Source organism: Streptosporangium sp. NPDC087985, assembly GCF_044741965.1.
In the GTDB taxonomy this organism is placed as follows: Bacteria; Actinomycetota; Actinomycetes; order Streptosporangiales; family Streptosporangiaceae; genus Streptosporangium.
Genome location: NZ_JBIUTQ010000001.1, coordinates 1,054,263 through 1,078,798, shown reverse-complemented (window position 1 = coordinate 1,078,798; position 24,536 = coordinate 1,054,263). Strand labels below are relative to the sequence as shown.

21 protein-coding genes and 1 tRNA gene are annotated in these 24,536 nt (G+C 69.5%); 10 read left to right on the top strand and 12 right to left on the bottom strand.

Translation table 11 applies throughout. The features are described from left to right. Nucleotides 1–188 precede the first annotated feature (188 nt). From ACIN94_RS05175 to ACIN94_RS05155, 5 genes are all read right to left on the bottom strand, one after another. Nucleotides 189–265 (bottom strand) — tRNA-Met (locus tag ACIN94_RS05175). 74 nt (nucleotides 266–339) lie between these two features. Next, nucleotides 340–3,243, bottom strand: coding sequence for a UPF0182 family protein (locus ACIN94_RS05170; RefSeq protein ID WP_400699893.1), 2,904 nt, complete (start codon nucleotides 3,241–3,243; stop codon nucleotides 340–342). A gap of 231 nt (nucleotides 3,244–3,474) precedes the next feature. Then, nucleotides 3,475–4,521 (bottom strand): PDZ domain-containing protein, encoded by a 1,047-nt coding sequence (locus ACIN94_RS05165; protein WP_400699891.1) that lies wholly within the window; start codon nucleotides 4,519–4,521, stop codon nucleotides 3,475–3,477. An 83-nt stretch (nucleotides 4,522–4,604) separates the two neighbouring features. Further along, nucleotides 4,605–5,030: a molybdenum cofactor biosynthesis protein MoaE gene (locus ACIN94_RS05160; RefSeq protein ID WP_400699889.1), complete on the bottom strand. Its 426-nt coding sequence runs from the start codon at nucleotides 5,028–5,030 to the stop codon at nucleotides 4,605–4,607. A gap of 140 nt (nucleotides 5,031–5,170) precedes the next feature. Then, the gene (locus ACIN94_RS05155; RefSeq protein WP_400699968.1) at nucleotides 5,171–6,244 is read right to left on the bottom strand and encodes an NAD-dependent epimerase/dehydratase family protein; all 1,074 of its coding nucleotides are present in this window, start codon (nucleotides 6,242–6,244) and stop codon (nucleotides 5,171–5,173) included. Between the two features lie 79 nt (nucleotides 6,245–6,323). Here ACIN94_RS05155 and ACIN94_RS05150 point away from each other — a divergent pair, with 79 nt between their 5' ends. The 3 genes from ACIN94_RS05150 (at nucleotide 6,324) to ACIN94_RS05140 (ending at nucleotide 9,237) form a co-directional block, all read left to right on the top strand. Then, nucleotides 6,324–7,610 carry a zinc-dependent metalloprotease gene (locus ACIN94_RS05150; protein ID WP_400699887.1) on the top strand — a complete coding sequence of 429 codons (1,287 nt, stop codon included), beginning with the start codon at nucleotides 6,324–6,326 and terminating at the stop codon, nucleotides 7,608–7,610. Beyond that, on the top strand, nucleotides 7,607–8,152 hold the full coding sequence (locus ACIN94_RS05145; protein WP_400699884.1) for an NUDIX hydrolase: 546 nt from the start codon (nucleotides 7,607–7,609) through the stop codon (nucleotides 8,150–8,152). Before ACIN94_RS05150 ends, ACIN94_RS05145 begins: the two co-directional genes overlap by 4 nt. A 77-nt stretch (nucleotides 8,153–8,229) precedes the next feature. Next, nucleotides 8,230–9,237, top strand: coding sequence for an endonuclease/exonuclease/phosphatase family protein (locus ACIN94_RS05140; protein ID WP_400699880.1), 1,008 nt, complete (start codon nucleotides 8,230–8,232; stop codon nucleotides 9,235–9,237). A gap of 6 nt (nucleotides 9,238–9,243) precedes the next feature. On the opposite strand, the gene ACIN94_RS05135 is transcribed toward ACIN94_RS05140, so the two are convergent. Together ACIN94_RS05135 and ACIN94_RS05130 are read right to left on the bottom strand one after the other, a co-directional pair. After that, complete coding sequence (locus tag ACIN94_RS05135; protein WP_400699877.1) at nucleotides 9,244–9,843, bottom strand: DUF2064 domain-containing protein; 600 nt, start codon at nucleotides 9,841–9,843, stop codon at nucleotides 9,244–9,246. Further along, complete coding sequence (locus tag ACIN94_RS05130) at nucleotides 9,840–10,271, bottom strand: M48 family metallopeptidase (protein ID WP_400699874.1); 432 nt, start codon at nucleotides 10,269–10,271, stop codon at nucleotides 9,840–9,842. Before ACIN94_RS05130 ends, ACIN94_RS05135 begins: the two co-directional genes overlap by 4 nt. 468 nt (nucleotides 10,272–10,739) lie before the next feature. Here ACIN94_RS05130 and ACIN94_RS05125 point away from each other — a divergent pair, with 468 nt between their 5' ends. Next, nucleotides 10,740–11,840, top strand: a complete 1,101-nt coding sequence (locus ACIN94_RS05125) for a ThiF family adenylyltransferase (RefSeq protein WP_400699871.1) — start codon at nucleotides 10,740–10,742, stop codon at nucleotides 11,838–11,840. 64 nt (nucleotides 11,841–11,904) lie between these two features. After that, nucleotides 11,905–13,242 (top strand): ABC1 kinase family protein, encoded by a 1,338-nt coding sequence (locus ACIN94_RS05120; RefSeq protein WP_400699863.1) that lies wholly within the window; start codon nucleotides 11,905–11,907, stop codon nucleotides 13,240–13,242. Between the two features lie 174 nt (nucleotides 13,243–13,416). Here ACIN94_RS05120 and ACIN94_RS05115 read toward each other — a convergent pair whose 3' ends face one another. From ACIN94_RS05115 to ACIN94_RS05100, 4 genes are all read right to left on the bottom strand, one after another. Beyond that, nucleotides 13,417–13,611 carry a hypothetical protein gene (locus ACIN94_RS05115; protein WP_400699861.1) on the bottom strand — a complete coding sequence of 65 codons (195 nt, stop codon included), beginning with the start codon at nucleotides 13,609–13,611 and terminating at the stop codon, nucleotides 13,417–13,419. A gap of 39 nt (nucleotides 13,612–13,650) precedes the next feature. After that, nucleotides 13,651–13,920: a WhiB family transcriptional regulator gene (locus ACIN94_RS05110; protein ID WP_184753756.1), complete on the bottom strand. Its 270-nt coding sequence runs from the start codon at nucleotides 13,918–13,920 to the stop codon at nucleotides 13,651–13,653. 539 nt (nucleotides 13,921–14,459) lie between these two features. Continuing rightward, a complete protein-coding gene (tesB, locus tag ACIN94_RS05105; RefSeq protein ID WP_400699857.1) occupies nucleotides 14,460–15,326 on the bottom strand; it encodes an acyl-CoA thioesterase II in 867 nt (288 codons plus the stop codon). A gap of 11 nt (nucleotides 15,327–15,337) precedes the next feature. Then, nucleotides 15,338–17,389 carry an ATP-dependent DNA helicase UvrD2 gene (locus tag ACIN94_RS05100; protein ID WP_400699855.1) on the bottom strand — a complete coding sequence of 684 codons (2,052 nt, stop codon included), beginning with the start codon at nucleotides 17,387–17,389 and terminating at the stop codon, nucleotides 15,338–15,340. Between the two features lie 174 nt (nucleotides 17,390–17,563). On the opposite strand from ACIN94_RS05100, the gene ACIN94_RS05095 reads away from it, so the two are divergent. Both ACIN94_RS05095 and ACIN94_RS05090 read left to right on the top strand, forming a co-directional pair. After that, nucleotides 17,564–18,550, top strand: coding sequence for an alpha/beta hydrolase (locus ACIN94_RS05095; RefSeq protein ID WP_400699853.1), 987 nt, complete (start codon nucleotides 17,564–17,566; stop codon nucleotides 18,548–18,550). Nucleotides 18,551–18,622: 72 nt separating this feature from the next. Then, nucleotides 18,623–18,859 carry a mycoredoxin gene (locus ACIN94_RS05090; protein ID WP_400699851.1) on the top strand — a complete coding sequence of 79 codons (237 nt, stop codon included), beginning with the start codon at nucleotides 18,623–18,625 and terminating at the stop codon, nucleotides 18,857–18,859. On the opposite strand, the gene nudC is transcribed toward ACIN94_RS05090, so the two are convergent. Next, a complete protein-coding gene (nudC, locus tag ACIN94_RS05085) occupies nucleotides 18,860–19,837 on the bottom strand; it encodes an NAD(+) diphosphatase (protein WP_400699849.1) in 978 nt (325 codons plus the stop codon). Between the two features lie 199 nt (nucleotides 19,838–20,036). On the opposite strand from nudC, the gene ACIN94_RS05080 reads away from it, so the two are divergent. Genes ACIN94_RS05080 through ACIN94_RS05070 form a run of 3 tightly spaced genes read left to right on the top strand, consistent with a single transcriptional unit; the run spans nucleotide 20,037 to nucleotide 24,489 of the window. Further along, nucleotides 20,037–21,194, top strand: a complete 1,158-nt coding sequence (locus tag ACIN94_RS05080; protein WP_400699846.1) for a siderophore biosynthesis protein — start codon at nucleotides 20,037–20,039, stop codon at nucleotides 21,192–21,194. Beyond that, entirely contained in the window at nucleotides 21,191–22,942 is a 1,752-nt protein-coding gene (locus ACIN94_RS05075; RefSeq protein WP_400699844.1) for an IucA/IucC family protein, read from the top strand. The genes ACIN94_RS05080 and ACIN94_RS05075 overlap by 4 nt, the downstream gene beginning before the upstream one ends. Then, nucleotides 22,939–24,489, top strand: coding sequence for an IucA/IucC family protein (locus ACIN94_RS05070; RefSeq protein ID WP_400699841.1), 1,551 nt, complete (start codon nucleotides 22,939–22,941; stop codon nucleotides 24,487–24,489). The genes ACIN94_RS05075 and ACIN94_RS05070 overlap by 4 nt, the downstream gene beginning before the upstream one ends. Nucleotides 24,490–24,536: the final 47 nt, after the last annotated feature.

Here is a 24,536-nt window from a genome sequence, read left to right as displayed (position 1 = left end):
GGACAGGATTTGAACCTGCGACCTCTGGGTTATGAGCCCAGCGAGCTACCGAACTGCTCCACCCCGCGTCGGTGTGTGTCTTAAGACTACCCGGCTTTGGCAGTGGAGAGCAAATTGATTGCGCACCACAGAAAATCCCGGTCAACGCGAGAGGCCCGGATCTTCAAGAAGATCCGGGCCTCTCACTCTGGTAGCGGGGACAGGATTTGAACCTGCGACCTCTGGGTTATGAGCCCAGCGAGCTACCGAACTGCTCCACCCCGCGTCGGTGTGTGTCTTAAGACTACCCGGCTTTGACGGTGGAGGCGAATCAAATGGCTCACTGGGTCCGTGAACTCTTTAGGGGCTCGGTGATGGGGTCGGTGTCGGGCTCCCGGAGGGAGCCGGGGCCGGAGACTCCGACGGGGCCGGAACAGGCGTGGTCGTCGAGGCCACGGCACCTTCCAGCTTCTCCAGTGCCTTCTGCAGCTCCTTCTGAGCCTCGCCGTACTCGGCCCAGTTCGGCGGGTTGGCTGCCAGTGCCTTCTGCGCCTTGTCGTACGCCTGCTGCGCCTCGGTGATCGCCTGGCTCAGCGTGGTGTTGGACTGGACCGGCGTGTTCGGCTTGGTGACATCCGGTTTCGCCTGCTGGGTGTGCTCCCCGAAGACCTGCTTCAGAGCGCCTTCCAGCGTGTCGGCGAAGCCGACCTTGTCCCCGTAGGAGGCCAGGACCCGGCGGAGGATCGGATACGGCTCCTGCCCCGAGGAGGCGGCGGTCTCCACGTATACCGGCTCGATGTAGACCAGGCCGCCGGCGAACGGCAGGGTCAGCATGTTGCCGTAGCGGATCTTCGCCCCACCGATGCCGAGCAGGTTGAGCTCGCCGGAGAACTTGTTCTGGAAGTTGTTCTGCACCTGGCCGGGGCCGGGGATGGTGGTGTTGGAGGGCATCCGCAGGATGCGCAGCTTTCCGTAGTCCGGCCCCGGGTTGGCGTCCACGGCCATGAACGCGGCCAGGTTGGGGCCCTGGCGCGGCACGAACGTGGTGGTCAGGGAGAACGTCGGTTCCTCCGTGTCGGGCATCTTGACCGACAGGTAGTACGGGGGCTGCTTGATGTCCCGGCCACCCGAGGACGGGTCGTTGGGGACGTTCCAGAAGTCCTGACCGCTGTAGAACGCGTTCGGATCATCGATGTGGTAGCGGGACAGCACGTCGCGCTGGACCTTGAACAGCGCCTCCGGGTAACGCAGGTGCTGCTTGAGGCCGTCCGACATCTCGCTCTCCGGCTTGATGATGCCGGGGAAGGCCTTACGCCAGGTCCGCAGGATCGGGTCCTTCTCGTCCCAGGCGTACAGCGTGACCGTGCCGTCGTAGGCGTCCACCGTGGCCTTGACCGCGTTGCGCATGTAGTTGATCTGATCGCGCGGCTGCGGCACCACCAGGCGCGGATCGGTGACCAGGTCCCGCGTCATCGCCTCCAGGCTCCTGCTGTCGGAGTAGGGGTAGGCGTTGGAGGTGGTGTAGGCGTCGACGATCCAGACCACTCTGCCGTCGACGATGGCCGGGTAGGGGTTGTCGTCCAGGCTCAGGAACGGCGCGACCTTGGCGATGCGCTGCTGCGGGTTGCGCTCATAGAGGATCTTGGACTTGTCGTTGATGTCGCTCGACAGCAGCAGGTTCTTCTCGCTGTACTTGGCCGCGTAGAGGAGACGGTTGAGGAACGAGCCGACGGGGACGCCGCCCTTGCCGTCGTAGGTGGTGTTCTGCTGACCGGTGCCGCTGCTCAGCGGGTAGTCGAGCTCCTGCGCCTTGTCGCCACCCACGATGACGTAGTCGGGCGCTCCCGGGGACTCGCCGAAGTAGATCCGCGACTCCTTCAGCCCCGTCCGCTCGACCAGCGGACCGGTCACCGGCATGTCCTTGGCGTCGAAGTTGGGCAGGCCCTGCGAGTCGACCTCGTTGCCCGGCGCGGCCACGAAGCCGTAGCCGTGGGTGTAGACCAGGTGCCGGTTGATCCAGTTGTTCTGCTCGGCGGGCGGCCCGGCGAGCTCTCGCACCGCCACCACGGTGTCGCGCATCTTGCCCGATTCATCCGGGTAACGGTCGACGTCGAGCGGGTCATGGAAGTCGTAGAAACCGCGGATACGCTGCTTCTGCTGGTAGGTCTTGGCGACCAGGTTGGGATCGAGCAGTCGCACGCCGGAGATCGAACTGTCGGCGGTGACGTTGACCTTGGAGACGTCACCCTGCGCCGCGTAGTCGATGACATCGGTCTTGTCGACGCCGTAGGCCTTCCTGGTGGCGTCGATGTTGCGCTTGATGTACATCTGCTCCTTGTTCTGCTGGTTCGGCTTGACCTGGAACTGCTCGACCAGGGCCGGATAGACCCCGCCGATCAGGACGGCCGAGAGCACCAGCAGGCCGAAGGAGACGCCGGGCAGCATGCCGCCGGGCCGTACGACCCCGGCGAAGAAGAGAACGGCACAGATCAGGGCGATGATCGCCAGGATGGTCTTGGCGGGCAGCACCGCGTTGACGTCGGTGTAGGACGCGCCGTACGCGAATCCGCGGTCGGAGAAGACCAGGCCGAAGCGGTCGATCCAGTAGGCGACCGCCTTGAGCAGCACGAACACACCGAGCAGCACCGACAGGTGGATCCGGGCGGCTCGGGAGGCGTGCACGCCGGGCGACTGGAGCCGGAACCCGCCGTACAGGTAGTGCACGAGTGCCGCCGTGATGGCCGACAGCACCACCGCGGTGAACAGGAAGTCCAGCACCATCCGCAGGAACGGGTAGGTGAACATGAAGAACGACACGTCGTACTTGAACAGCGCGTCGGTCTCGCCGAACGGCGTGGCGTTGACGAACTCCAGCCAGGTCTTCCACTGGCCGGAGAACGACGATCCCGCGAACAGGGCGAGAACGGCGACACCGATCAGGAAGATCAGCTTGCGGTGGGGGTCGAGGGCCATCCGGTAGCGGTCGGCGCCACTGGCGCCGCCGAACATGCCCGGGCCGAACATCGGCCGCATCCGGTAGGCGAGCAGCATGTTGCCGCCCACCAGGCCGGCCATCAGTACGGCGCCCACGATGAAGAGCAGGATCTGTGTGATGATCACACCGGAGAAGACCGACGTGTAGTTCACCGAGTCGTACCAGAGGTAGTCGGTGAAGATGCCAGCGAAAAGGAAGAACAACACAACGAGCGCGACGATGGCGATCGCGACGGGAAGTAGCAGTCGTGGCCGGCGGGGCAAGCGCATTGCCCTACCGGCTCCGGGGGTCCGGAAGCTCAAGGCCAACCCCTTGTCGTAAGAGCACGGTCCGTGTTTGGCAACCTACACCGGAGGGGGTTGGGTCGCGCTCAGCCTCTTGGCCACGGTCCGGCCACAACGCCCCACAGGTATCGAATCCACCACTGTCAACGCACGAGACACCGAATCGGTGCCCGGACGCGCGATCTGGTCACCTCGGTGCTGCTGGTGCTCCTGCCGTCAACCGGCGGAACAGCTCGGCGCGGTGCCGGAACCGGTGCGGACCACGTCGATCGCCTGTACGGCGTCGTGAAGGGTCTTCACCTTGATCAGCTTCAGCCCGTCGGGGATCGCCTTGACCGCCTCGGCGCAGTTGGCCGCCGGGGTGAGGAAGACCGTGGCTCCGGATCTGCGGGCGCCCACCATCTTCTGCTGGATGCCGCCGATCGGGCCGACCTCGCCCTCCGCCGTGATCGTCCCGGTCCCGGCGATCGCCTGGCCTCCGGTCATCGAACCCGGGGTGAGCTTGTCCATGATGCCGAGGGAGAACATCATCCCCGCGCTCGGGCCGCCGACGTCGCCGACGTTGATCTTCACCTTGAACGGGAATCTGTATTTGATCTGCATGGTGATGCCCACGATGGACGTGCCGTCCGTATCCGCCGCCGTGGGGATGGCCAGAGTCGTGCTCTGGCCGCCGCGTTTGACGACGAAGGTGACCGTCTGGCCGGGCTTCTGCTTGCGGACGGTCGCGGAGATGGTCTCGCGGTCGACCGCGCGGACCCCGTTCACCGAGACGATCTCGTCCCCGGACTTGAACTTCCCGTCGGCCGGCAGGCCCTTCTGGACGGAGGCGACGCTCACGACGGCGGTGTAAGGGATCTTCAACTCGGACAGCGCCGCCGCGGTCGCGTCGTCCTGGGAGTTGGTCATCTCCTGGGTGTTCCGCTGCTCGACCTCTTCGGCCGTGCTCGTCGGCGGGAAGATCGTCTCCTCCGGCACGACCGCGACGGTCGGGTCGACCCAGCCTCTGAGCGCGCTGAACAGGTCGATCCTGTTGCCCGGCCCCCCCTGGTAGGCGACGGTGACGAGGCTGAGCATGCCCGAGGCCGGGTAGGTCTCGTGTCCCTCGATGCTGATCACCGGCTTGCCCTTGATGTCTCCGATGGTGTTCTCGGTCGGTCCAGGGCTCAGGACGACGTACGGCACGGGCAGCACGGCGCCGACGACGCCGAACAGAAGCGTGAGGAAGCCGGCCACCATCAGGGTCAGCGCTCGTCGGGACATGGACGCAGCCTATGCCGTGCGGCCGGTCAGGGAGATGCACGTACGCGCCGTCATATTCCGAATCGTACGGCTTGCACCTGATCTCACTCGCAAGCCCCGACCCATTCGGCCGAGCCGTCCGCGAAAAGCTGGTTCTTCCAGATCGGCACCTCGCTCTTGAGATCGTCGATCAGCCGCCGGGAGGCTGCGAACGCCTCGGCACGATGGGGACTGGCGACCGCCACGATGACCGCGATGTCGCCGAGTCCGAGGTCGCCGACCCGGTGCACCGCGGCCAGCGCCGTCACCGGGAAGTCAGTGGTGATCTTCTCAGCGACCCGGCGCAGCTCGTTCTCGGCGCTGGGGTGGGCCGAGTAGGACAGCTGTGTGACCGGTTTGCCGTGATCCTGGTCCCGCACGGTGCCGATGAAAATCGTCGTGCCGCCCGCGGCCTGGTCTCCGACGGCGGAGAGCACCTCGTCGACGGAGAGCGCCCGGTCGCGGATATCGAGCAAACGGATGACGTCCACGTCAGAGAGCGTACCGCCCCGGAAGCCGGGCTTTCCGGTCCGCACGGCGTACCGACGGGGTCCCGCGTACGCGCCACCTGCGAGAACGGGACCCGGCCGGGTCTGTCCCGCCGGGGGGAACGGGCACCGGGCGCGGAGCCTCACATACGTCGTTTCTTGCGGGCGACGCGGACGATCGCGGCGGTGCCGAGGACCGCGACGGTCGCGCCGGCCGCGGTGATCGTGGCCTCCTTGCCGGACAGGCGGCGGCCGACGACCGTGTGCCTGCCTTCGCGCAGTTCCAGGAGCTGCTCGAACGCGGCCTCGTTGCTCCACAGCGGTTTCCATCCGGCCGCGCGCAACCCGGCGCAGTCGACCACCCACGGGTAGACGACGTAGTGCAGGTCGGTGGCCGGGGCCGGGGTGATGCCCAGCCGGTGCAGGCGCTGGGCGGTGCCGAAGGTCAGTCCGGCGGGCAGCTCGAACCGGCGCAGGCCGGAGAGTTCCTCCACCTGGTCCTGCTCCAGCCAGCCGTCGCATCCGACGGCCACCACCCCAGAGACGGTGCCGAGCGCGGCCATCTCCAGCGCTGTGACCAGGTCGTCCATATGGCAGAACTGCCAGCGGGGGCTGCATCCCTTGACGCTGAGCAGCCTGGGCGCCTCGAAGTGGCGGGTGACCACGCTGTCCACGCCCGGTCCGACCACGGCGGCGGGGCGCACCACGGTCACCTCAAGGCCGGGATGGCTGCGCAGCGAGCGCCGGACCAGCGCCTCGATCTCCAGGTGGTCGCCGACGATGCCGGTGTCGGGTTCGGCGGCCACCGGGGAGTCCTCGGGCAGCGGAACGTCGTTGTCCGGCGCCGCGCCGTAAACCATGGCGCTGGTGACCAGCACGACGCGGCGTACCCGGGCGGCGGCGCTGGCGGTAAGCACCGTCTGGGCCGCGCGCAGGTTGTAGGCGCGTCGCTCTCCGGGGTCGGCGTCGAGCGCGTAGTCACCCCCCAGATGTACGAGAACGTCGATGTCGGAGATCCGGTTCGCCAAGAGCGGATCCCGGACATCAAGGACTCGCCAGGTGACGTCGGACACATCGCCGCGCTGGTCGTCGATGGCCACAACCCTGCGGAAAGCCGCAGACGAGGCGACCTTCATGAGGAATGCACGGCCGATACCCGAGGCCGCGCCGGTGACGGCGACGACCGGAGGTCGGAGGCGTTTCGAGGTAGGCACCAGGTCCTCACTTTGCACTGACCCGCCATGCGACGGATAACGTGGCGGATGTGGACTCCTCCATCCTGCACGAGGTAGAGCGGTGACTGACTTGCCAGGTCGGGAAAACGACCCCAACGAGAATCCGTTCGCCATGTTCGGCGACCCGGAGCAGATCGCAGCGGCCATGCGCCAGTTCGCCGACATGCTCTCCGCGCCACCGAGCTCAGGTCCCGTCAACTGGGACATGGCGAAGAACATCGCCCGGCACGTCGTGGCCGCCGAAGGCGACCCGAGTGTCATGGAAGGCGAGCGGCGTCAGATCGTGGACGCCCTCAATCTCGCCGACCTGTGGCTGAACGAGGCGACCGCGCTTCCAAGCGGGGTGGGCAATCCGCAGGCGTGGAGCCGGTCGGAATGGATCGAGAAGACCATTCCCGTCTGGCAGCAGCTCTGCGATCCGATCGCGGCCCGCATGGTCGAGACCATGAGCGGCACCCTCGGCGCCGCCGGTCTGCCGGCCGAGGCCCAGGCCATGGCCGGGCCGCTGATGGGCATGATGAAGCAGATGGGCGGCATGATGGTCGGCCAGCAGATCGGCCAGGCCATCGGCTCGCTCGCCCGCGAGGTGATCGGCTCGTCCGACATCGGCCTTCCGCTGTCCGGCGACGCCGCCCTGCTGCCCGGCGGCATCGCCACGTTCAGCCAGGGGCTGGAGACGCCCGGTGAGGAGATCCGGCTGTATCTGGCTCTCCGCGAGGCGGCCCACCACCGGCTGTTCCAGCACGTGCCGTGGCTGCGCGCGCATCTGCTCGGCGCCGTGGAGGAGTACGCCCGGGGCATCACGGTGGACGTGTCCGCCCTGGAGGAGCAGCTACGGGGGCTGGACATCAACAACCCCGAGCAGCTCCAGCAGGCGCTGAGCGGCGGCAACCTGCTCAAGCCCGAGGAGACCGACCGGCAGAAGGCCGCCCTGAGCAGGCTGGAGACCATGCTCGCGCTGGTCGAGGGCTGGGTCGGCACGGTCGTGGACGGCGCCGCCGACGGCAAGCTGCCCTCGTCGACCGCGCTGGCGGAGACGGTACGGCGCCGCAGGGCGACCGGCGGTCCCGCCGAGCAGACCTTCGCCACGCTCGTCGGTCTCGAACTGCGTCCTCGCCGCCTGCGCGAGGCGGCGGCTCTGTGGCAGGCGCTGGAGGCCGACCGCGGCATCGACGGCAGGGACGAGGTATGGGGTCACCCTGACCTGATGCCGACCGCCGACGACCTCGACAATCCCGCGGGATTCGTCCGGGGAGAGCCCCAGTTCGACCTGTCCGGCCTGGACGCGTCCCTGGAGGAGCCCCCCACCGAGGACGACGGCAGGGACGGCAAGGACGACTCCGCGTGAGTCTGCGCGCGCACGCACAGAGCGTGCTCGCCGGCTGGACCGCGCCGACGGCGCAGGAGGAGCTTCTGCGCAAGGAGTTCCTGCGGCATGTGGAGACCCACGAGGACGCCATGTGGCGCGAGTGCGTGCCGGGGCACCTGACGGCCACGACCGCGGTGCTCTCCCATGACGGCGAGCGGGTGCTGCTCACGCTGCACCCCAAAGCCGGCATGTGGCTGCCGATGGGAGGCCACTGCGAGCCCGGTGACATCTCGCTCCAGGCCGTGGCCCTGCGGGAGGCCACCGAGGAGTCCGGCATCCCCGGCCTGCGGCTGCTGCCCGGTCCGCTCGCCCTTGACCGGCACCGGGTCTGGTGTCACCCGCCGCACAGCCATCATCTGGACGTGGAGTACGGCGCCGTCGCCCCGGCCGACGTCGAGGCCGTGATCAGCGACGAGTCGCTCGACCTGAGGTGGTTCCCGGTGGAGGAGATCCCCGAGCTCTCCGATGAGGCGACCCGCCGTCTGGCGCGCCGCGCGCGAGACCTCATGCACTCGCTGTAGCCGGGCTGTCTTACGCTCGTCTCACGTCCCCCTGAGTATCGTCCCGCTCACTGGCGCGACGAGCGGAGCGGGGAAGCGTGAGCGTGGACATCGCAGCCGACGATGGTGTGGGCGGTTCGATCGTGACACCGTCACGGCGGCGTCGGCGGCTCCCCAGAGCCCTCGTCTGGGCGCTGGTCACCCCGTTCTCCGCCTGGGCCGTGGCCAGGGTGGCCGGGCTGGAGCGGGGGTCGCCGGCCACCCAGCTCATGACCGGCACGCCGTATGTGGCGGCGGCCTCGCTCGTCCCCGTGCTCCTCGCCGCGCTGTCGCGCACCCGCGCGGCCGCGGGTGTCGCGCTGGTCACCACCGCGGCGCTCGGCTTCAGCGTTCTTCCACGGGCCTTCGGCTCCGCGGAGGCCGCCTCCGGGACGCCGCTGCGGGTGCTGACCCTTAACGCGTTCTTCGGCCAGGCCGACCCCGAGGCCGTGATGGACCTGGTCCGACGGCTGAACCCGGACGTGCTGAGCACCCAGGAGCTGACACCGGGGCTGGTGGAGAAGCTGGACGCGGCCGGGCTACGGGAACTGATGCCGCACCGGCTGCTGGCCGCGGAGTGGAGCGCGCGCGGCAGCGGCCTGTACGCCAGGTATCCGCTGACCCCGCTGGAGAAACTGTTCCGGCCGATCGGGCACAACATGCCCGCCGCCCTGATCAACCTCCCCGGTGTCAGACCCATCGAGTTCGTCGACGTGCACACCTACGCGCCACTGGGCGACCAGGTGCGCGAGTGGACGGCGGCGCTGGAGGCCTTTCCCTCAGCGGTGCCCGACAGGATCCGCATCCTCGCGGGCGATTTCAACGCCAGTCTCGACCACGCCGCGATGCGCCGCTTTCTCAGCCGGGGATACGCGGACTCGGCCGACAGGGCCGGGCAGGGGCTCACGCCCACCTGGCCCGCCAACAAGCGGGTTGTTCCGCCGCTCATCACCATCGATCACGTGGTGGTGGACCGGCGGGTGAAGGTGAACGAGGTCAGCGTCCACACCGTCCCCGGCACCGACCACCGGGGCCTCTTCGCCGACCTGCGACTGCCCCGGGACTGACGCGGCTCACACCGAGAGCAGCGCCCGGGTGCTGTCCCAGCCTTCCAGGCCGGGATCCAGTCTGGCGAGGTCGCCCGGTGTGCGCAGGCGGTGCCAGCCGGGGCCGGTGGCGACGGCCCGGGGGGCGGGCGCCGAGGCGCGCAGTGCCCTGACCGGGTCGTGGTGGTCGAAGCCCACGCCGGCCCAGTCGGGGTAGGGCAGGTGGGAGGCTATCGCCACGGCGCCGCCGTCGACGGCCGGGCAGACGGCCAGCTGTGCCCTGCCGAGCGCGCGGAAGAGCTTGCCGATCAGCAGGGGGGGCAGGTCGGGCGCGTCGCCGCTCAGCAGGACCGCCTGCTCGCCGTACGGCAGCGCCGCGAAGGCGGCCCGGACCAGGGCCTGCCCGGACAGGTCGGGGATCTCGACGACCGGGGTTCCCGGCCAGACGATCTCCTCCATCCCCGGCACGCTCGTCACCAGAACCGGCGTGACGAAATCGAGGCCGGCGACGAGCTCGTAGGTGTCCTCGGCCACGGCGGCCAGGAACTCGGCGGCGCCGACCCCCGGTGGGGCCGCTCCCGCCGTCGAGGACGTGACGACGACGGCCACCAGCCGCGCCTCCGTCACCATTCCTCCGCGGTGCCGTGGGCCGCCATGGAGAATCCCTCAAGGAAGCCTCGCGCCCGCTCGGCCTTGGGATACTGTTCCACCAGCGCCCAGAACCGGGGACCGTGACTGGGCACCAGCAGGTGCACGAGCTCATGCATGATCACATAATCGACCACCCATGAGGGCATGCCCCGCAGCCGCGTGGAGATTCTGATGGTGCCGTGATCAGGGGTGCATGAGCCCCAGCGGTGCTGCTGGTTGTCCACCCATCGCACGCTTGACGGGCTCGCTCTGCCGCCGAGATAGCGCGCCGACAGCTCGCTGGCCCGATCGAGCAGGTCGTCGTCGGAGGGACGTCTCCGTTGCTCCTTGGCCGCGAGCCGGTCGAGCATCCGCCGTACCCATTGCTCCTCGTCTGTGCTGCTCAATCCTGCGGGAAGCAGCACGATCGTTTTCTCGCCGTCGCGGTACGCGGAAACCGTCCGCCGGCGACGAGAACTTCGACGGACCTCGACTGTCTCGGGGGGCACATATGAACGGTAGCCGAGAATGACGAATTCACACCAGAGGTAGAAGGCGTTCTGGCTGGTCACTCCCTCGTTCGTTGATTTTTTGGCGAGACCGATTCGCTATGGCGGGGACTTATCGAAATAACACGTATATCGGCCGTCTCAGGAGTTGCCGAATCACGGGACCCGCCGTTCTCGCCGGGACCTGCCGTTCCCTCTGCGCCGGCAGCCCTCCGGACATGTCCGGTGAGGTCATGGCGTCCGGCTCGGCGAGAGACTCCCGGCGCAGTGCGCGGAGAGGTTGTCCACAGGGGGTGCGGGGGTTGTCCACAGGCGGCGGGAAACGCGCCCGGGACCGTGCGGGGGCGTGGCACGCTGGCACGCCTCTCCAGGAAAGGCAGCCGTATGAGACCACGTCTGAAGCCCGCGCTGCGCAGGGTGGCGCGTGACGGACGCACCCTGCAGTTCGGTCTGCACCCTCGGCACGCGGTGGTGCTGGCCGACCTCGAACCCGAGGTGCGCCACTGGATCGAGGGGCTGGACGGCATGCGGCATCTGCCGGGGGTGCTGGCCGGCGCGGCCGAAGCCGGGATCGGCGAAGAGCGTGGCAAGGCCCTGCTCGACCTGTTGGTGAGCCGGGGCGTGGTGGACGACGCGGGGACACCGCCTGGCCCGCTGCGCGGGCTCACGCTGGCCGAGCAGGACCGGCTCCAACCGGATCTGGACGTGCTCTCCCTCTCCCCCGGCACGACCGACGGCGGTCTCGCGACGCTGGAGCGGCGGCGGAACGCCCAGGTGCGGGTGTATGGAGCGGGCCGGGTGGGCGCGCAGATCGTCGCGCTGCTCGCCGCCTCCGGGGTCGGCCGGCTCTGCGTCGTCGATCCCGGCACGGCCCGCCCTCAGGATGTCGTGCCCGGTGGGCTGAGCTGGGCGGACGTGGGGGTGGGCAGACAGGAGGGCGCGGTCGCGATGGCCAGGGCCGTGGCATCCTCGGTCACCGCGTGGACCGGTGACGGCGCCGCCCACCTCGCCGACGGTGCCCGCGCGCCCGACCTGGCGATCCTCGCGCCGGTGGAGCCGCTGGACGGCCTGCTGGTCGAGGAGCTCCTCGCCTGGAAGATCCCGCACCTGCTGGTGACCGCTTTCGAAGGATGCGGATCGGTCGGTCCGATGGTGTTGCCCGGGCGGAGCACCTGCCTGCAGTGCCTAGATTTGATCCGACGCGACCGCGACCCTGGCTGGCCGGTCGTCAGCGCCCTCCTCGGCGGCTTCCCCGCAGGCGAAATCGCCTGCGGCACGGTGATGTCATCGCTGGTGGCAGCGGCAGCGGCGGGGCATGCGCTTGCTCTGCTCGACGGGTGCGAGTCAAATGTGACAAACAGCACAATGGATATTTTGCCCGATATGAGATGGAGGCGGCGATCCTGGAGTGTTCACCCTCAATGTCGTTGCTTCCGCGACGGCATGGGTCCGCTGACAATGGTCACGTCGGCTATCTGCCGCTGATAGACACCACCCCGAAGGGAGGGAGCGGCGTCGCGCTGTACGGCGGACACGCCGCAGGCCAAAGGTGAGTGACCTTCCGCGCCGCGCCATTGAGCGCTCCGCCAAGCTGGCGGCCCTCCCGATCGGGTTCGCCGGCCGCACCGCCCTCGGGCTGGGAAAAAGGATCGGGGGCAGGCCCGCAGAGATCGTCGCCCAGGAGATCCAGCAACGCACCGCCGAACAGATCTTCAAGGTACTGGGGGAGCTCAAGGGCGGGGCGATGAAGCTCGGCCAGGCGCTGTCCATCTTCGAGGCCGCTCTGCCCTCGGAGGTCGCCGGACCCTACCGCGCGACTCTGACCAAGCTGCAGGATGCCGCCCCGCCGCTGCCGGCCACGACCGTGCACAAGGTCCTCGTCGAGCAGCTGGGCGATGACTGGCGGGAGAACTTCCAGTCGTTCGAGGACAGGCCGACCGCCGCCGCGTCGATCGGCCAGGTACACAAGGCCGTCTGGCACGACGGCCGGACGGTCGCGGTCAAGATCCAGTATCCGGGGGCAGGCAAGGCGCTGCTGTCCGACTTCACCCAGCTAGCCCGGCTCGGCAAGCTCTTCGCGGTGCTGCTGCCCGGTCTCGACATCAAGGCCGTGCTCGGCGAGCTGCGTCAGCGCGTGGCCGAGGAACTCGACTATCTCCGTGAAGCCGAGGCCCAGCACGCCTTCGCGCTGGAGTTCAACGACGACCCCGACTTCCTCGTCCCGGATGTCATCGCCGCCAACGAGCAGGTGCTCGTCTCCGAGTGGGTGGAGGGCACTCCGCTGTCGCGGATCATCCGCGACGGCACCAAGGAGGAGCGCGACCGAGCCGGGCTCCTTTTCGTCCGGTTCCTGTTCTCCTCCCCCGCGCGGGTGGGCATGCTCCACGCGGACCCCCATCCCGGAAACTTCCGGATCATGGAGGACGGGCGGCTGTGCGTGCTCGACTTCGGTGCCGTCAACCGGCTGCCCGACGGCTACCCGCCGGCCTTCGGAAAGCTGACCCGCATCTTCAACAACGGCGACATGGCGAGCGTGGTCCAGGGCCTGCGCGACGAGGGTTTCATCCTCCCGCACATCGAGGTCGACATGGAGGCGCTGCGCGCCTTCCTCGCCCCCTACGTCGAGCCGACCTCGGTGGAGGAGTTCACCTTCAGCCGGGAGTGGCTACAGCAGCAGGCGGCCCAGGTCACCGACCTGCGCCCCGGCAACGTCGTACGCCAGCTCAACCTGCCGCCCTCCTACGTGCTCATCCACCGGGTCCACGCGGCGGGCATAGGGGTGCTCTGCCAGCTCGGCGCCACCGCCCGCTTCCGCGAAGAGGTCGTCCGCTGGGTTCCCGGCTTCGCCGAGGAGGACCCCGAAGACAGCGTGGCCGTCGCGGGCTGAGTCCCCGCCGCGGACCCGATGACACACCGCCTACCGGCCAGGTGAACATGACCAGGCCCGATGACACACCGCCTACCGGCCGGTGAACAGGGGCGGCACAGCCGGAAGGGGTGGCCCGTTCGGACGGGCCACCCCTTGCCGGACTGTTTCTCCTGCCCGCCGATCCCTACCGGATCAGATGAGGCGCAGGAGCGCGTGACGGAGCCGCGAGGACGCGCGCTCCGCGTCCCGGCGGGCGCGGCGCAGACGCAGGACGCCCGAGACCAGACGCTGCTCCTCCGCTTCGCGGTGGAGCGTCCGTATTCGGTCGCGCACCAGTTCCTCTTGCATAGATGACATGTCCAGGCTCCGGGTGGTGAAGTAGCTCATCGGAAATGGTCCTTTCAGGAACGTTCAGGTTGTGGTTGATCAGGCAGCGAGCGGAGTCTTGCGGGGACGTCCGCGCGGGCGCTTCCGCGGCACGACGGCTCCGCGGAGGACGAGCTCGCCGCCCCAGACGCCCCAGGGCTCCTCGCGCTCGAGCGCGCGGGCCAGGCAGGCCTGCTGGATCGGGCAGCCTCCGCAGAGCGCCTTGGCGAACTCCACGTCCTCCGGAGACTCGGCGAACCAGAGGTCGGGGTCGGTACGACAGGGGATTGTGGCTTCGTCGATCAGGTCCATGACCGTCTGGGCCCCCATCTGTTTCACCTCTCTGTTAGGTGTTGATCTTTGGCTACCTCTGGGTGGGGGTCAGGAATAACGCGGACAAACAGAAAGGCCGCGGATCCTGGGTGCGGATCCGCGGCCTGAAGGCTTTTTCTCTCGGTCAAGTTATGACCGGAGGTCGCCTCCAGGGATACGGACCGCACAGCCCACCGTTTCGGGCGTGCTTGGTCGGTGCGTAGCCACCGGCATCCGGGGTCGGGACAGCCAGGGGTGCCGTCGTCGCGAATGCGGCGAGGGCGGCCACGTGGCCTGCCGGAACCTGGATGCGGGCAGACTGCTCCTGCCGGAGCTGAGCGGCCACGCCAGCCGTGAGGATGGCCTGACCGCCGCTGGGCAGAAGGGTGTTACGGCGCGTGAAGATGAGCCCGGACTGGGCGGACATCAGAATGCTCTTCACAGCGGACTCACCTCCATCTCTAGATCGTCGGACAGGACCGTCCGACTCGCTTGACCATGACCCTAAACCCGGTTCCCGGGGACGGGCAACATATTTTCTACCTGCAGTTTCACAACTAACTCACACGGATCATGGCCTCCTGCACCACCGACACCGCCAGTTCGCCGGAGCGCGTGAACATCTCCCCTCTGGCCAGCCCGCGCGCCGCTCCCGACCAGGGCGACTCCTGGGCGTACATCACCCAGTCGTCCACGCGGAAGGGCCGGTGGAACCACATCGCGTGGTCGAGCGAGGCCCCGGAGACGTTGGAGGACCCCCACGCGAGGCCGTGGGTCAGCAGCACGGTGTCCACCAGGGTGAAGTCCGAGGCATAGGCGGCGAGCACCACGTGCAGCAGCGGATCGTCGGGCAGCTCGGCGTCGTAGCGGAACCAGACATTCGTCTTCGAGCCACGCAACGCCGGGTCGCGCTGGGCCTCCCACGTCAAAGGGGTCACGTACCTGGCGTCCACCGGGCGCGGCCTGCCCAGCCACTCCCGCCACGGTGAGTCCTCCCCCACGGCCTCCAGGATCCGGTCCTGGAGCATGGGCAGGCTCTCCGGCTCCGCCACATCCGGCATGGTCGCGGCCTGGTGCTCGACTCCGGTCTCCATGACGTGGAAGGACGCCGACATGGTGAATATCACCTTGCCGTGTTGGATGGCCGAGACCCGGCGGGTGGTGAACGACCGGCCGTCGCGGACACGCTCCACGTTGTAGACGATCGGGATCGCCGGGTCTCCGGGCCGGATGAAATAGGCATGCAGCGAATGGACGTGACGCTCCGGCGGCACCGTCCGCCCGGCCGCCACCAGCGCCTGAGCGGCCACCTGACCGCCGAACACCCGCTGTATGCGCTCCTCGGGACTGCGGCCCCGGAAGATGTCGAGCTCGATCTGCTCCAGGTCGAGCAGGTCAAGCAGCTCCTTGAGAACCTCGTTCACACATACTCCGTCTAGTCTGCGGCCGCACGACAGAGGGCGAGCACCGCCTCGCCGTACCGCTCCAGTTTGATGCGGCCGATTCCGGTGATCGCCAGTAGGTCCTGCTCGGAGACCGGTGCCCGCTCGGCGATCGCCTGCAGGGTGACGTCAGTGAAGATCACATAGGTCGGGACCTTGATCTCCTTGGCGATGCTCGTGCGCCATGCCTTCAGGCGCTCCAGCAGGGCCTCATCGTAGTCGGCCGGGCAACCGGTGCATCTGCCGAGTTTCTGCTCGGCGGCGGCGGCGAGAGTCTTGGCGCAGATGCGGCAGCTCACCCGCGCGGCGACCATCCGGCGATCCCTGGGCGCGGGCGACGAGGTACGGCTCCGCGCACCCGGACGGCCCGCGAGACCGTCGAGGAAACGGGAGGGTCTCCTCGGACGTCCTCCCTGGGAGCGCGCCAGCGCCCACGACAGCGTCAGGTGGGCCCGGGCCCGGGTGATGCCGACGTAGAGAAGGCGGCGCTCCTCCTCGACCTGCTCAGGTGTCCTGGCATGGATGATCGGCAGCATGCCGTCCGTCACACCGACCAGGAAGACGGCGTCCCATTCCAGGCCCTTGGCGGCGTGCAGCGAGGCCAGGGTCACTCCCTCGACCGGCGGCGCGTGCTGCTCGCTGGCCCGGCGCTCCAGCTCGGCCACGAAGGCAGGCAGGTCCCCGCCCCGTGCGGCGAGGTCTTCGGCGAGGTCGGCCAGGGCTCTCAGCGACTCCCACTTCTCGCGGGCCTTGCCGCCTCCGGGAGCCTGGGGGGTCAGGCCGATGCCGGCGAGGATGTGGTGGACGGTCGGGACCAGCTCGTCGTCGTCCGCCGCGGAACGGGCGGCGCCGCGCAGCAGCACGACGGCCTGGCGGACCTCGGGGCGCTCGAAGAAGCGGTCGGCCCCGCGCAGCAGGTAGGGGATGCCCGCCTCGGCGAAGGCCTGCTCGTAGGCCTCGGACTGGGCGTTGACCCGGAACAGCACGGCGATCTCACGGGCCGGCACGCCGCTGTCGGTGAGCTTCTTCACCGCGCGCGCCACCCCCTCGGCCTCGGCGGGCTCGTCGTCGTACTCGGCGAAGACGGGTTCGGGGCCGTCGGGGCGCTGGGCGATCAGGGCGAGCCGGTGCGGGGTCTTCGCCGTCTCGAGCACCCGGTTGGCCAGGGAGACGACCTGGGGGGTGGAACGGTAGTCGCGGACCAGCTTGATCACGGCGGCGTCGGGATGCTCGATCGAGAAACCGGTCAGGTAGCGGGGGGTGGCTCCGGTGAAGGAGTAGATCGTCTGGTTCGGGTCGCCGACCACGCACAGGTCCGAGCGCCCGCCGAGCCAGGTGTCGAGCAGCAGCTTCTGCAGCGGGTTGACGTCCTGGTACTCGTCCACGACGAAGTAGCGGTACTGCTGGCGGATCTGGGCGGCCACCTCGCGGTGCTCGGTCATCACGGCGGCGGTGAGTTCGAGAATGGTCTCGAAGTCGACCAGGTGCCGGTCGCGGCGGAGCGTCTCGTAGGCGTCGTAGAGCCGGAAGACCTCTTCGGCCGGGACCGGCGGGGTCCGGCCCGCCTTCCCCGCGGCCTCGGCGTAGTCCTCAGGACCGACCTGGGTGACCTTGGCCCACTCGATCTCGGAGGCGATGTCCCGCAGCTCGGACCGGTCCGGATTCCTGCGGATGGCGCGGCAGGCGTCGATCAGCAGCGGAAGCTTCGACTCGATCACCCGGGGCGGGTCACCGCCGATGACCCGCGGCCAGAAGTAGGTGAGCTGGCGCAGCGCCGCGGCGTGAAAGGTGCGCGCCTGCACCCCCGGCGTGCCGAGCTGCCGCAGCCGCTGCCTGAGCTCTCCCGCCGCACGTGTGGTAAATGTCACAGCCAGAACGCTCTGGGCGTCGGTCACCCCGCTGTGCACGGCATGCGCGATGCGATGCGTGATCGCCCGCGTCTTCCCGGTGCCCGCCCCCGCGAGCACGCAGACCGGACCGTGAAGAGCCTGCGCCACCTCACGCTGTTCGGGATCCAGCCCCACCAGAACGTCGTCGGGCTCCACGGAGACTCCTTCACGCTGTCAAGGGGTTGGATGAAACATCCTCCCAGCCAGTGGCCAAACATCGTTCATTCTGTCAACATGCCGCCGTCAACCTATGTCGTTCGCCGAGATGCGCAAACAGACCATTCCCCCCACAATGGGGGTGAACTGTGGCCTGGGGGAAGGAAGAGACTCGTGCGAACTGTGGCAACCGTGAGTGCGCTCGCCCTGGCGGCGTTGATGATCGGCCCCACCGCGGTGCACGCGTCTTCGGTGGCACACGCGGCCTCCTCTCTCTCACCGGCCAGCGCCACCGTGACAGCCGAGAGCGCCGGTAAGGGAAGGCAGGGCGAGCCGACGCCCACCGCCACCCCAACTCCCCCTCCGGCGACGGCGACCGACCCGCTGGTCCAGAGCGTCTCCGTCGACACCATCGCGTACGGCCCGCACATCCGGCAGCGGATGGACGTCTGGCACCAGACCGACGGCCTCGTGCGTCCGGCCGTCTTCGTGATCCACGGCGGCTGGTGGTCGTCCGGGGACAAGAAGCAGCTGACCGCGGTGGCCCAGAGCTACGTCGAACAGGGCTACACGGTCTTCAACCTCAACTACCGCCTCTCCGGTGACGCGGCCTGGCCCGCCCAGCGCACCGACACGTTCAACGCCATCGCGACGGCGCGCAGGACCGCCCCCATGTGGGCCTTCGACCCGGACAACTACGTGGTCGTCGGCTTCTCCGCCGGAGGCCACCTGGCCACCGCGGTCGGCACCTACAAGGACGGCCAGCCCGGCCTGCGCGGCGTGGTCGGCATCTCCCCGGTGATCTCCCCGATCACGGCCTACAACGAGGGCGCCGACACGGTCGACGCGAACAGCCGCAAGCTACGCGAGTCGGCCATCCGTCTCGCCGGGGGCTGCGAGCCCGCCAAGTGCCCCAAGATCTGGAACAGCATGGAAGTGCCGCTGCACGCGAGCCGCGGCGACGCACCCGTCCTGACCTTCCACGCCGAGGACGAGTTCGTGTCGGTGGAGCACAGCCTCCGCCTCCAGACGCGCCTGGCCCGGTTCGGCGTGCACATGACGGTGCGGACCGAACCCGGATCCGATCACAGCTCGCTGGTGTACCGGCTCCCCGGCGTGGCCGAGACGGTGCACGCCTGGATCGCGGCCAGACTTCACTGACGGCGGGAAGATGAACGGCTCTCACTTTGTTGCCAGTGAGCGCCGAACATCACATGAGGGGATTTCCACAAAATGGCGCTCACTGTTTACACCACCACCTGGTGCGGCCCCTGCAAGCGACTGAAGTCCCAGCTCACCCGCGAGGGCATCTCCTACCAGGAGGTCGACATCGAGCGGAACCCCGAGGCCGCGCAGTTCGTCATGAGCGTCAACAACGGTAACCAGGTCGTCCCGACCGTGCTGTTCGAGGACGGCACGGCCGTGACCAACCCCTCGGTGATCGAGGTCAAGGCCCGCCTGCGCGTCTGATCACCAGTCGCCGGTCAGGCGCCCGCCGTACCAGGTCTCGATCAGCCTGCGAGCGATCGAGACCTCGGACGGCAGACGCACCTCACCACTCTCCAGGGCGGCCAGCAGCTCGGCACGGCTGAACCAGCGCGCCTCGGCGATCTCCTCGGGATCGAGGACGAACTCCGTCGAGGTGGCCCGAGCGAAGAAACCGAGCATCAGGCTGCGAGGGAACGGCCAGGGCTGGCTGCCCAGGTAACGGGGGTCCGTGACGTGCACGCCGACCTCCTCGACCACCTCGCGGGCCACCGCGTGCTCCAGCGACTCACCCGGCTCGACGAACCCGGCGAGCACCGACAGCCGGCCCTCGGGCCACTGCGGGCCCCGGGCCAGCAGACACCGGTCCTCCTCGTCGTGGACCAGCATGATCACCGCGGGGTCGACCCGGGGAAAGTGCTGGCTGCCGTCATTGGGGCAGACGCGCACGTGCCCACCCGCCCGCACCTCGGTGCGGCTCCCGCAGCGCGGGCAGAACTCGTGGCTGGAGTGCCATGCCTCCAGCGCGACCGCGTAGACCAGCAGCCCGGCGTCCAGATCTCCCAGCAGCGACCCGACCTGGCGGAGCCCGGCGACGACGGGCTGTCTCTCCCGCAGCGCGGAGGGAGTGAGCGGGGTGACGCCCCTGCTGGACGAGCCTCCGTGGGCGACGCCCGCCAGCGGCGCCGACACGGCGAAGTAGACGACACCCTCGGCGTCCACGCCGAGCAGGTAGCGCTCACCCTCGGGTGCTTCGGCCGTGGGCAGCAGCACCAGCGCCGCCTGCTCCCCGTTCCAGCGGATCAGCGCCTGCCCGTCGTCGACGACCACGACCCGGCTCGCGCCGTCCGCCCACGCCCGCTTGAGCCACTCGGCGTCGCCTCGGAGCATCGCCGAACGGTCGATCGCACTGCGCGCGAGCAGCAGCGGCCCCAGTAGTCCTTCTTGTGTCGTGATATCCACGCCGTCCCCGCTTCCCAGACCGATTGGACATCCTACGCCGCAGAGCAGGGCCGCCCTCCGGTGTCCTCGTCATCTCCTCGGGTCGTCCCGCAGTGCCTCGTCTCGCCGCCGAATACGCGATCGCACCCCCGCGATGATCTCGGTCAGGTTAGGATGCTCCAAGTTAGGTTAGGCTTACCTGATATCGGAGGTCCCTGCATTGCGGCTGTACCTCACCGCGCTCAAACCGACCGACGCGGTCACGGACGGGTTCCTCCCGGCGGCACGCGCGCTGGGCTGCGACGTCACGATCCTGACCGACCGGCCGGAGCACCATGTGGACACGGGGACCGAGGTGCTCCACTGCGATGTCCGCGACGCGCGAGCGATGATCGACATCATCGCGCATCATCACACGCCGGATGCTGTTTTCTCCAACTCCGACCACATCCAGGCGGAGACCGCCCTCGCCGCCGCCTACTTCGGCCTGCCCGGCAAGGACTGGCGGGCCTGCGTCGCCACGAAGAACAAGGCGCTCACCCGGCGCCGGCTGGCGGCGGCCGGAGTCGAGACCGTCCACTCCGTCCGGCTGGCCCCGGGCGACCCGGTGCCACCGGACCCGCCGTTCCCCGCGGTCGTCAAGCCGCGCGAGGGCGTGGCCAGCGAGGACGTCGTGCTGGTACGGGACCTCGGCGAGCTCACCGCGGCCGTGCGGGCGATCCGGAACCGGCGGCCGGGCGAGACACTGGTCGTGGAGGAGTATCTCGACGGCCCCCTGCACACACTGGAGACCCTCGGCGACGGCAAGAGCGTCCAGGTGCTGGGCGGCTTCCGGACAACCCTGGGGCCACTGCCGTACTTCGTGGAAGAACGGCTCGACTGGGAGCCCCCACCCGCGCGCGACCACGTGCTGCGAGCACTGGACGCGCTGGGGGTGGGCTTCGGAGCCTGCCACACCGAGTACGTCATGACGTCCGCCGGACCGCGGATCATCGAGGTCAACTACCGGGTGATCGGCGACCACTGCGACTTCCTGCTCGGCAACCTGCTGGGCGTCCCGCTGTTCGAGCACATCCTCGGCGTCCACCTGGGGGCCGGACTGCCCGAGCCCGGCAGGCCCGAAGGGCACGGGACCATACTGAGCCTGGTGGCGGACCGGCCCGGGACCGTGGCAGCCACCCCGGGCACGGTCGTGCCGGCCGACGGCGACCGGGTCCGGCTCTGGCACCGTCCGTTGCGCGCCGTGGGCGACCGGATCGACCTGAGCCACACCAACCGCGACTACCTGGGCATCGTCCGCGCGACCGGGCCCGACCGGGCAGGCGTCGACGCGGCCGTCACCGCCTTCACCGCCCAGCGCCCCTGGGTGATCGCTTGACCGGCGGACGCTCGCCAAGCGGGCGCGAGCCGGACAGACGTGAACCACGCAGGCGGAAGCCCCGCGGACGCGAGCCGTACCTGGCCGCCCGCGTCCTGAACGCGCTGCTGCGCGAGGACTACGGCGGCCTGGCCGGGCGGGTGACCCGCAGCCGGCACGGCATAGCGCTGCTGCTGCCGGGCGGTCGCCGGGTACGGCTGACACCGGGCTCGCTGTTCCAGGACTTCGTGGTGGCCCCGGAGGAGTCACTCCGCCTGGAGGAGGTCCTGCGCACCCTGAGGGAGATCGCCGCCCCGGCCGACGCCGCCGGAGTCGAGGCGTTCACCCGCGAGTGCCACGAGGCACTGCGCGCCCTCGACCTCCACGACGCCCACCGCGACGAGGTACTCGCCCGGCTGAGCCACGGCTCCGCCACCCGGCCCGGACAGGACACCGTCACCACACGACCGGCCCCCGACGCCCCTGCCCGTCACGACGCCTCCGTCCCGCGCACCGCGCTGCTGGACGCCGTGCGCTACGAGACACTGGCCGCCTCCGTCGACCACCCGGTCTATCCGACGGCGCGCTGCCGGGCCGGACTGTCGGACGGGGAACTGACAGCCCACGCACCCGAGTTCGCCCCCGCCTTCGAACTACGCTGGGCGGCCGTACCCCGGGAACGCGCGGCCGGGGCGGCGATGCCGGACGCGCCGGAGCTCCCCGCAGTCGGGTTGCCGGGCGGGCTCGCCGAGACACACGTCCTGTTCCCCGTCCACCCGCTGACGGTTCCGGAGGTCGGGAAGATCCCATGGGCGATCATGGGGCCGGAGCCGTACCTGAAGGTCAGGCCCACACTGTCGATGCGCACGGTCATCGTCGACCGGCACACGCACCTGAAGCTACCGCTGGCCACCAGCACCCTCGGGCTGCGCAACCGGCGATCGATCAGACCGGACACACTGGCCGACGGAGCACGGGCCGAACGCCTGCTCCGCGCGATGCCCGACCCCGGGGTGCTCATCGCCGACGAACAGACGTACGGCCACGCCGGCCACGAGTACCTGGGCTGGCTCGTCCGCCGCCTCCCGGCGGGTCAGATCGTGCCGGTGGCCGCGCTGACCGCCCCGCTACCGGGCGGCGGGCTGGTCGTGGAGGAGCTCGCCGGGCGGTGGTACGGCGGGGACGTGACGCGGCTGCTCACCGAATACCTGCGGCTGCTGTTCGGGCTCCACGTGCGGCTCTTCGTCCGGTACGGCACGGCGCTGGAGGCCCACCAGCAGAACCTCTCGCTGGTCCTGGGGAACGGCCCCGCCAAACTGCTGACCAAGGACAACGACGGGCTGCTGACCTCACCGGACCGGCTGCGCGCGGCGGGGCTGGCGGTACCGGACTTCACCGACACGCGGATGCTGACCGACGACCCGCACGCACTCGCCGACGTGTTCGTGACCATCACCCTGCACCTGGCCGCCGCCGCGGTGACGTTCGGCGCGCTGCCGCCGCCGCAGGCCTCCCCGCTGGTCCGCGACACACTCGCGGAGGCGCTCGACGAGCACGGGAACGACCCGATGGCCAGGCTGCTGCGGGCCAGGACCCTCGACGCCGCCCGGCTCGTCGGCAAGTCGATGATCACCGCCGGAACCCTGGTGGACAAGGCACGGACCGGAGCCCGCGACGTGAACAAGTTCTACGGCACCAGCGGCCCCAACTACCTGCGCCAGTCCCCCATGGCCATCCCGGCCACGACCACGCGAAGGACACCCCGATGACCGGCCTCGCCGTCGACGCCCCTCCATCCGCCGTCGCCGAGGAGGCGTCGCTCGCGGCACTGCTGCGCTGCTGCGTCAGGGAGGTCGCCGGACCACGCGGACAGGTCTGGCACGCCGAGCCGTACGTGCTGCTGCGCGTCGCGGACACCCTGCTACGTGCCAGGACGTACGGCGGGCTCGCACTGCGATTCGAGAGCGCGCCCGAGTGGCTGGAACGCGGTTCCTGGCAACCGCTCTCCACCGACCTGCTCGTCCGGCTCGTCGAGACCGAACTCGGGGGCGTCAACGACGAGTTCGCGGTCCAGGTCGGTGCGAGCCGGAACGCCATCGCGGCCCTGCTCACGGCCCGGCGCGACACCCCGCCCCCGGCCGACCCATGGCTGGCCTCCGAACAGGGACTCGTCTTCGGGCATCCGTTCCATCCCAGCCCGAAGGCGCGCGGCGGCACCGGCTGGCTGCGCTACGCGCCCGAGGCACACGCGAGCTTCCCGCTCCGACTTCTCGGGGTCCGCGACGACGTACTGGCCGAGGCGGGCGACACCGGCCCGCTCGACGACCTCGGCCCGGCACCGCACGGCTACACGGTGCTCCCCGCACACCCGTGGCAGCTCGACCTGCTCGCGGCGGACCTCGCCGCCCCGCTGGCCGACGGACGGCTGATCGACCTGGGGCACAGCACCCGACTGGCTGTCCCCACCTCGTCGGTCCGCACGGTCTACGAGCCGCAGATCGACCGGTGCCTGAAGTTCAGCCTGGACGTGCGGATCACCAACTGCGTCAGGAAGAACTCCTGGTACGAACTGGCGGGCGCGGTCGAGCTGACCCGGCGCCTGGGGCCGGTGTTCGAGGACCTGTCTGCCAGGTTCCCCGGCACCCGCTGGCTCCCCGAACCCGGCTACCGCTCCGCCGACCTGGGCAACCGGCTCCTGGAAGGGCTGAGTGCGATCGTCCGCGCCAGCCCCTGGTCGGTCTGCCGCCCCGGGGTGACCCCGCTGCTGAGCGGCGCGCTGGCCATCCCCGGCAGTCCGCCGGCCGAGCCGGTGCGCTGGTGGCGGGCCTACGTGGAACGCGTCGCGCTGCCCGTGCTCGACGCCTACCTCAGCCACGGCGTCGTGCTGGAACCCCACCTGCAGAACGTCCTGGTCGGCGTGGACGCGGCCGGGCTGCCGGTGGAGGCCGTCTTCCGCGACATGGAGGGCACCAAGCTCGTCGCCGGCCGCCACGACCTGTCCGGGCTGCCGGACCGGGTCGCCGACGCCCTCACCTACGACCCGGCCGACGGCTGGGACCGGGTGGTCTACTGCCTGATGGTCAACCACCTCGCCGAGATCGCCGCCTCCCTCGCCGGGCCCGGATCGACACGGGAGCTGTGGACGGCGGCCCGGGAGGTGCTGGCCGGATACGCCGACTCGGTCGGCCGGCCACGGCCGCTGTCGGACCTGCTGGCGGGGGTGCCGCTGCCCGCCAAGGCCAACCTCTCGGTCCGGTGGGCGCGCTCGGCCGACCGCGCGGCCGGATACGTACCGGTGACCAACCCCCTGGCGTGAAGAACAACGAGTTCAGATGACGGAACGAGGGCTTCTCACCTGAACCC